3 protein-coding genes are annotated in these 8,757 nt (G+C 67.8%); 1 reads left to right on the plus strand and 2 read right to left on the minus strand.

The genetic code is table 11. The features are described 5' to 3' along the window. The first annotated feature begins 507 nt into the window (after window positions 1–507). Entirely contained in the window at window positions 508–2,955 is a 2,448-nt protein-coding gene (locus O3Q52_RS42735; RefSeq protein WP_269653929.1) for a DEAD/DEAH box helicase, read from the plus strand. Between the two features lie 63 nt (window positions 2,956–3,018). On the opposite strand, the gene O3Q52_RS42740 is transcribed toward O3Q52_RS42735, so the two are convergent. Next, a complete protein-coding gene (locus O3Q52_RS42740) occupies window positions 3,019–4,104 on the minus strand; it encodes a Wadjet anti-phage system protein JetD domain-containing protein (RefSeq protein WP_269653930.1) in 1,086 nt (361 codons plus the stop codon). Continuing rightward, a complete protein-coding gene (locus O3Q52_RS42745; protein ID WP_269653931.1) occupies window positions 4,104–8,618 on the minus strand; it encodes a hypothetical protein in 4,515 nt (1,504 codons plus the stop codon). The genes O3Q52_RS42740 and O3Q52_RS42745 overlap by 1 nt, the downstream gene beginning before the upstream one ends. Window positions 8,619–8,757: the final 139 nt, after the last annotated feature.

Raw genomic sequence — 8,757 nt, forward strand, 5'->3', positions numbered from 1 at the left:
GGGTCCCACAGCGCTGCGCGCTGGACAGCGATAGCCGGCGCGTTGCGCCGGCTATGCGCCCGCTCCGCGGGCGCCGGCGTGGCAAGCCACGCCTGTCAGTTTCTGCTTCGCTTCAACTGACATGTGATAGGCCCGCGTTGCGGGCCTATTCCGGCGGCAAGCCGCCGGTCGAGCCGCTTCGCGCCTCGATGCAGGTCCGCTTCGCTCCCCTGCTGAAAAGCTGGCTACAAAGGGCCAAGCGTGGCGGTGTCTGTCTTCCTCCCTTCTCGGGTACTTGACGCTCCGTCACATATTTCTGACGGGCCGTCACTTATGAGGGTCTATTGTCCCATACTGCTGGTGGCGGGATGTGGGTCTTCGGGGTTCAGGTGCAGGGGCTGTCAGGTGTGCGGCACGCTCGATTGTAGGGTGCGAGGGCTTCGCAACTTGAGGTCCTGCATCATAATTTCTCTGTAGAGACTCTACCCTGAAGGCTCACTGCCCCCGTAGATCGAAAGGCGGGATCTCATGCCGAGGAAGCAGCGGCTCCGTCCGCATCAGGTCGAGGCAGTTGACGCGGTGGTCCGCGCGCTCGGGTCTTCGGTGAGTGGAGAGCTCCCGGACGCGGCGGTGCGTGCGCAGGTGATTGCGCCTCCGGGAGCTGGCAAGAGCCTGATCGCGGTTTTTGCAGCGCAGGGGCTCCGTGCCGAACGGGTGTTGGTTCTGGTGCCCACGCTCGACCTGCTGGGTCAGATGGTGGGTGTATGGCGTGCTGGCGGGCGTGGTGGTCGCTTGTTCGGGGTGTGCTCTGAGCGCGAGAAGGCTGCTGTGGGGGTGCGGTGCACTACCGATGCGGGTGAGTTGGCGGGGTGGCTCACGGGTGCGGGCCGGGTGACGGTGTTCGCCACGTATGCGGCGGCTGGTCTGGGGGTTCTGGAGCGTGCTCACGCGGCCGGTACGGGGCGTTGGGATCTGATGGTGGTGGATGAGGCGCACCGAACGGCGGGGGTGTTGGGGAAGCCGTGGGCGGTGGTGCATGACGATCGGCGGCTGCCGGCGGTGCGGCGGTTGTACATGACGGCGACTCCGCGGTTGTGGGAGGTGCCTGGGCTGGAGGGGGCAGCCGGTGGGGCGGGGCAGCTGGTGGCGTCGATGGACGATGAGGAGATCTTCGGGCCGGTGGTGTACCGGCTGACGATGTCGGAGGCGATCGAGCGGGGACTCATCGCGCAGTACCAGGTGGTCTGCGTGGATATTGCTGATCCGCAGCTGTCGGCGGTGCGGCTGGTGGGTGCGCAGGCGTTCACGGATGAGGTGCGGGGGGTGCGGTTGGCGGCCTTGCAGACGGCGGTTTTGAAGACTGCTGCGGAGCACCGGCTGCGGCGGGTGCTGACGTTTCATCACCGTACGAGTGAGGCGGAGGCTTTCGCGGGCGGGCTGGGGCGGGTGGCCTCGGCGTTGTGGGAGGCCGATGCGGGATCGTTCGCGGAGCCGGGAGCGGTGTGGGCGGACTGGCTGTGTGGGGAGCATCGGGCGGTACACCGGCGGCAGGTGTTGGAAACCTTTTCCGCGGGGGTGGTTGAGGATGCCGTGATGGAGCTGTGCGTGCTGTCGTCGGCGCGTGTGCTCGGCGAGGGGGTCGATACCGCGGAGTGTGATGCGGTGGTGTTCGTGGATGCGCGGGGCTCGACGCCCGATGTGGTGCAGGCGGTGGGCCGGGCGCTGCGGATGCAGCCCGGGGAGGGCAAGGTGGCCTCGCTGGTGGTGCCGGTGTTCCTGGAGCCGGGTGAGGAGCCGGACGAGATGCTGGCCTCGCGGTCGTACACGCATCTGGTGAAGGTGCTGACCGCGCTGCGGGCGCACGATGCCGAGGCCGTCGAGCAGCTCGCCGTCCCCCAGTCCCCCGGCCGGAAGACTGGCTCGTCTGCGGGCGGGGCAGCGGGTGGGGTGGTCAGTGCGGCGGCGCAGGGGTTGCTGCGGTTCTCCACGGCCCGGGATCCGGTGCAGTTGGCGGCGTTCATCAGGGCGCGTGTGCTGCGGCCCGAGGGTGAGTACTGGCGGCGGGGGCTGCAGGCCGCGATGGCTTACGCCGTCGATCAGGGGCACCTGCGGGTCCCCTACGGGTATACCGCTCCCGATGGTTTCGCGCTGGGGGTGTGGATCGCCAGGCAGCGCGTCGCCTACCGCCAGGGCACCCTGGCTGAGGAACGGGTGAGGGAGCTGGATGCGGCCGGGATGGTGTGGTCTCATCTCGAGATGGCCTTCTCCGAGGGCTTGGCCGCCGCGCGCGGCTGGGCGGGGGAACACGGGCACCTCCTCGCCCCCACCGAGGCAACCTGGCAGGGCTATCCCGTGGGGATCTGGCTGCGTGACCAGCGTGCCGCCGCGCGACGAGAACGAGCGGCGCAGAACGGGCCTGGCGGGGGCCGGGCATCGGGGAGGCCCAACAGTGCGCGGCGGTGGCGGGAGTTGGAGATGATCGATCCGGCTTGGTGCCCTGCCTGGGACATCGCCTGGCAGCGGTGCTTCCACCTCGCCCGCGCCCACGTCAACGGCGGCGGAGAACTGCCCGCTGCGCCCGGGGAGATCGTCGTCCAGGGCGAGGACCTCGGGCGGTGGGCCGGCGTCCAGCGCACCGTTGCCGTATGGGACGGTCTGCTGCCCGCGCAGCAGTGGCTGCTCACAGAGGTGCTGCACCTGATGCCAGACCCGGAGCAGCCTCAGACAGGATCTGCGGCAGGCGAGCAAAGGGCCGTGAGCCGGACACGGGCGCAGATGTGGGCCGGCAACCTCGCTGCCGCCCGCCAGTACTACCAGCGGGAAGGACACCTGAACGTTCCTCGCCAGCACGTGGAAACCGTGGACGGCGAGGACCGTGCGCTGGGAGTGTTCATCGCCAACTGCCGGGCACGCAAACAGCGCCTGGCACCTGAGCGGGTTCAGGAGCTCACAGTCGTCGGGATGAAGTGGGCTTGAGGAATCGCGTGCGGGGGCCGCCGAGGTGCGCGGCTGTGGGCCCGTACCTCCACCCGCTGCCCATCAAAGGTCGTTGCGCCAGGAATCGTCTCGTCGTAGCAGCACTGTTCCAGTAGCCTCTTGAGCCAGCCGGTTCCCGGCAACAAGGATGTCAGCTGCCGGGCGACGGACGGTTTTAGGCAACCAGGAAACACGTCGTTCGGCGACGAGCGGTTCGACTCGCTTTGGGGCCGGCCCTCGGGCGTTGTGTCGGAGAAGGAGCTGGTAGAGGCCGACGGCGGGACGGACCGGTGGGAGTCCCAGTGCTGCGCTGGACACGTTGGCCCGCTGCGGGATTGTCAGTCCGTCATCATCAAGATCGCCGTAGTAGGCGATGTCCGTGACGCCGTTCAGCCTCGCGATTCGGGCGACTGAAGCCTCGAAGGCGTGGCCGCCGCCGAACGCAACCCAGCCAACGCGCCCGCAGTCGCCCGCCAGCAGTGTGCTGACGGTTTCAAAGGTGTCGCTGTTCTCGATCACCAGGACGGTGTCGCCCTCACCAACGCGTTCGTAGGCCAGTGGCGGCGGGATCCGCTCGGCGAAGAGTGTTGCGAGGGTGAGGCGGCCGGGCGCGAACAAGGTGGTGGCCGCGAGCGCGTCAAGGCGCTTCTCATCACCGAAGATCTCCAGGGAGCGCTCGCGCATGGGGACGATGGTCCGCCAATCGTCGTCCCCATCGGTGTCGCGTAGCCATCGATTGATCTTCTTGAGGACATCGATCTGCGTGGTGGTCAACTTGTCGGCGCTTGCCCAGGAAAGCTCGTGCCGCCAGACGACTGGTGTCGTCGCACGTACGGATCTGGTCTCTGGCTTGGGCGGTACCGGTAGACGGAGCCAGCGCGGCAGCGGCGGCTGTGCGTCGTCCCATCCGTCACGGCTTCGCGGCAGCTCAACCAGGTGATGGTCAGCGAGCTCATCGAGTAGCGCAGAGAGGACGGGGCGGCCTTGTGTGGTGCCGGCCGTCCCGGGGCATGCCTGGTCGAAAGCTGCAAAGATCGTGGCCTGTTCGACACGGCGTTGCGTTATCGAGCTCAGGGTTGCCACCAGGCAGGCCGCCGATTCTGACAAGGGTTGGCACTCGTCTTCCTCGGGGCCTGGGTTGTCGCTCATCAGTCGTCCATCTCGCTGTAGCTCTTCTGCTGTGTCTCCTCGCCGGCATGGGGTGTGCTTTCGGGGTCGCGTGGTTTCACCAGCAGTCGTGCGGCGGAGACTCGGCGGGTGGCATGGTCTTCGTCCGGCATCGTCTCGTTTGCGTGGCGATCGGTGACGTGCAGATGCCGTATCCCGGTGCGCTGGTCGGCGTCGTTGCGCAGCCGGATGCACAGGGGGAACGTGGCCAGCACCCGGTCCTCCATGTTCCCGGTGGTGTAGATCAGCTGGACGCCGAGCGCGGCGGCCATGTTCATCTGCAAGCTCAGCAGGTAGTCGGCGCTGGCCTTGCCGATCGGGTTGTCCAGGATCAGCATCCCGCCCAGGCGGCTGGTGCTGCGGGCTCCGGTTCGTGTGCTGCTGCGTAGTGCGGCAAGGGTGCAGTACAGCATGATCGCGCCGGTGAGTTCCTGGCCGCCGGAGAACACCTTGCCCATCTCGCTGATTGACGCGTAGTCGGCGCGGCCTGCGGAGTCAGGCTTGAGTATCTCCACCTTGAAGTCACGTGGTACCGCGGCTCCGACACAGCGCAGAAGGAGGTCACGGCCGGGGAGGTTCGGCTGAGTGCGGGCGTTCTCGTCCAGGGTCTCGGCGATCCGTACGGCGAGGACCTGCGGCTCTGGCTTATTAAATCCGATCTTCAGGATCCTGCGTCCGGCCCACACTCCGGCGCCTTCGGGGAGGCGGGAAAGCCGCTCCGCCTTCTCCAGCAGGGACAGCGCCTCGCCGGTGTGGTGCTTGAGCTGGTCGATCAGCAGTTTCCGGTGACGTTCGGAGCTCTCCAGGTCGGTGGTCAGGCTGGCGGTCCGCCCCATCAGCTGGACCGTCCACTGGTCGGCGCGCTGGATCAGCGACGTTTTGTCGATCTCGGTAAGCTGCTTGTAGATCGGCGCTTTGAGCTTGCCGAACCGGTTGTGGTTGGTGGTTTCGCGGAATTCGAGGACGGCATCGTCCACGGCCTGGTTCGCTTCATGCAGCTGGTCGGACGCCTTGCCGTAGATCTCGGTCGCCGTGTCGGCAGCCTGCTGCGCTTCGTCGGCGGTTCCCGCGAACGGTGCGGAGCCGGACGGAAGTTCCAGTTTGCGGACGGCGGAAGCAAGGCCGCGGTGGACGACTGTCATCTCGCGAGCCGCAGCTTCGGCGTGGTGGAGCTTGCGCTCGGCGGTCTGTTGCGTCTCAGAGGCTGACGTGAGCAGGGCCTCGGCATCCTTCAGCGCGGCGGCTGCCCGTTCGGTGAGGATCGTGCCTTCGGCGGGGTTCGATGGCGTCCAGTCGGCATCCAGGCTGGACCAGGGCATCCCGTTTTGCTGGCCGGCGGCGGTTGCTTCCGCTTGCAGTTGGCCGCTCCGCTCGCTGCGCCTGCTGTGCTCGGCCTCCAGCGTCTTCACGGCGCGGCCGAGGCGCCGTTTTGTGGCCTCGATGGTTTCGGTGCTGCCGGCTTGCGGAGAGGAGGCCAGCGCTTGGGCCCGGACCACGATGTCGGCCGGTTCGTCGAGTAGTTCGGCGTCAAGATCCGATGCTTCCTTCTGTGCCTCGTCGACGCGCTGGCGCAGGTCCTCACCGACTTCCACTGCGCGGAAGCCCTCCGCCGCTTCCTGATAGGAAATGTCCAACGCAGCCAGGTCGGATTCGCCCTGGTCGTGGCTGAGTGGCTGATTTCCGTGCATGACCTTTTTGAGCCGGTCGGCGTATGAGGCGGCGTCACGGCGGAGTGACTCGGCTTGCACCGCGTATTCGGTGGCTCGGTTGCGCAGTCGCTCGGCTTCGCCACGGGATTCCTGGGCTGCCGCGTGATGTCCTTCGGCTTCCGCTTCGAGTGTGCCGATCTCGGCACGGTTCTTGTCGGCCTCGGCGACATCTGCCGCGAGCCGCCCAACGAAGTCGGCGATACGGGCAGCGTCGGCTGCGGCCTCCCCAGCATCCGCAGCAACGGTGTCATGCTCGTCGAGGGTGTCCACGGCCTTTGTGTGGGCGTCGCGGGCGGCAGCGAGGGCGAGCTTGGCCTCGGCGGCTTCGGCTGATGCGGTTTCCGCGGCGGAGCGCAGCCGCTCGGTGTCACCTGCCGGGTGATCGTGCAGCCACATGTCGAGCCGGTTGCCCAGCTGGAAGGCCGCTGTCCGGCGTTCGGTGAGTTCGTGGAGGGTGTGTCTGCGGTTTTCGATGCGAACTTCGGCCTGTTCCCGCAGCTCGGCGGCGGCTGTCGGATCGTGCAGAGCGGGTGTCGGCTCCACGACGAACCCGATGTTCCGTTCGTTCGGTGCTGTCTGCAACGACTCGGCGGTGGTGACGAGCACTGCCGCCGCTGGCAGCAGTGGTGCCTCGGTCAGCGCCGTCCGTGCCTGTTCCAAGGCTTCCTGGTCGGCCACCACGATGCCGTCGACCAGCGCGGGGTGGGCTTGGATGGACTCGGCGTGCAGGCGAGGGTTCACCAGCTGTTCCAGTGCCCGCCAGCCCGAGGTCGCGGTGATCTCGTGGTCTGCCAGCAGTCCGAGCAGGTCCTCGACGGCCTGACGCGGTGGCATGAGCGCTTCGTCGTCGACGGTGAGGGCCTCGATCAGTCGCTGATCCGCCCGGTTGTCGGCGGTCAACGCGTCCAGCCGGTCCCCGGCCGATGCCTGCGCCGCGGTGGCCAGGTTGCAGAGCGCGGATGCGTTGTCTTCCAACCACAGCGCGGGGTCGCCGCCGGGGACTTCATCGTCGCCGTCGAGTTCGGCGAGTTCGCGCAGCAGCGCCTGGGCGGCGAGTGCCCCGGCGGCGGTGTCCGTGTCCTCGACCGCCCGTACTGCGGCCTCGGCTGCCTGCCGGGCCTTCACCTCGGGTTCGATCAGCTGGTGCGCGGCCTGGTCGAGCCGGCGGGCTTCCAGCTCGAGTTGCTTGTGGGCGTCGCGTTCCCGCGTCGCCTTGGTCTTGCTGTCGTCGGCCTTGTTGCACAGGCGGGCGTCGGCTCCGGGAACGGATTCGCCTTCCTCCAGGACGCCGTGGTCGCGCGCCTCCTTCACGCGGGAGTCCACGTCCTTGACCTGTTTGGCCAGCAGCTCGGCACGGACGGTACGCGAGGTGGCCTCTCGTTCGTCCTGCCCAGCGCGGCGGTCAGCCTCGGCCGCGTCCGACGTGTCCTTGGCGCTCTTGCGGTCGAGGTCCTCGGCCTGCGTCGCGCACCGCTGACCGGCGCTCTGGAGGGCACCTGCGAACCGAGCCCCGGCCTTGTCGCGACGTAGCCGGGCTGCACCTGCGGCCTGTTCAGCAGCATCCAGCAACTCGCTGGCGACCTGGTACTTCTCGTGCGCGGCGGCAGCTTTCAGCACCTTGGGGACGAGTGCCCAGGCGGCCAGCTCCGTGCGCTCGCCGGCAAGCCGGTTCTCGGTCTCCTTGGCTTCGGCACGCGCTCCGTCGCAACGAAGGAGCAGGGTTTTGCGCCGCACCTCCTTGTGGAGCAGGTCGGCCTGCTCGCGAAGCTGTTGCCGCTCTGCGGCGTTCGTCTTCGCACTCTGCCGGTCTTCACGATGCTTGCGCAGCACGTCCTGCGAGCGCTGGACAGACTCCTGCACCGCGGCCGCGAGCTGCGCCAACTCCGTCGCGGCGTTCTGGGCCGCCTTGGCTGCGGCCATCTGCTCGGCGTGCCGTAAGGCAAGGCGCTGGGTGGCTGCCGCCGTTGCTGTGGAGAAGTCGCGGTCCAGCAGCAGCTGTTCGCGCCGCCCGATGTTCCTGGCATAGGCCCCGAAGGCGCTGCCCAGCTCGGTGAAGTTCTCGGCGTCCAGCGCCTTGCTCAGCAGCCACTCCACGAACCGCCGGCCGGTGGTGGTCTTGAACGCCTCGGCTGCGTCCCCCTCGTCGACGTTCATCGCCTGCTGGACCGCGAACAGATCTGGCTCCAGGCCGAGCCGTCGCAAGTGGTTCTCCCACTCGCCCTGCCGTTTGTCGATCTCCACGTGCAGCGCCTTGTCGGCAGCGTCCAGCCGCTTGAGCGCATCGTGAAAGGAGTTCATCGGCAGCCGCCGGCGGCCCTCGGCGAACGGCAGCGTGGCCAGGGTCGTGACGGCGTTGGGGTTGAGCGAGTAGAACAGCCGCTCGACCCGGTCGTCCGCGGCCGGGGCCAGCACCTGTCCGGTCACCAACGTCTCACCGGTGCGGACATTGACCCATTCCAGGACCACATGTGACGGGGCCGCCGCGGACACCACGTATGCGCACAGCGCCTCACGGCCTTTACGGGACTGCCGGTCGGGCAGCACCGTGGACAGCAGCATCCGAATGAATACGGACTTTCCGCCGCCGTTCTCCAAGACGAGCAGTGTCGCCAGCGCCGGACGCCTAAACAGCTGGCCGGCCGAGGGGATCAGAGTGCTGCTTGGGATAGGGGGGCCGCCGTTGGACAGATCCAGCAGGACGTCGTCATAGCGGGCCCCGGTCGGGCCGATGTTATACAGGCGAACGCGGTTCAGCTCATACATGGCTGGAATCAGGCTCCTGGTCAACTGGCGGCAGCAACGGGGACGCCACGGTGTCGGCCGTATCAGCGGATTCGGCCTCCGGGCTGCTGAGTAGCTGTTGTCTTTTCGGACTTGAGGACTGCGTTTCCGCTGGTCGGGCGTAGGGTCGGCGATTCCGTGGGAG

The sequence above is a fragment of the Streptomyces sp. ActVer genome (genome assembly GCF_027270795.1).
In the GTDB taxonomy this organism is placed as follows: domain Bacteria; phylum Actinomycetota; class Actinomycetes; order Streptomycetales; family Streptomycetaceae; genus Streptomyces; species Streptomyces umbrinus_A.

Excerpts from the sequence above, each read along its gene's own strand:
- O3Q52_RS42735 (WP_269653929.1), top strand. The coding sequence starts at position 508 with ATGCCGAGGAAGCAGCGGCTCCGTCCGCATCAGGTCGAGGCAGTTGAC.
- O3Q52_RS42740 (WP_269653930.1), bottom strand. The coding sequence starts at position 4,104 with ATGAGCGACAACCCAGGCCCCGAGGAAGACGAGTGCCAACCCTTGTCA.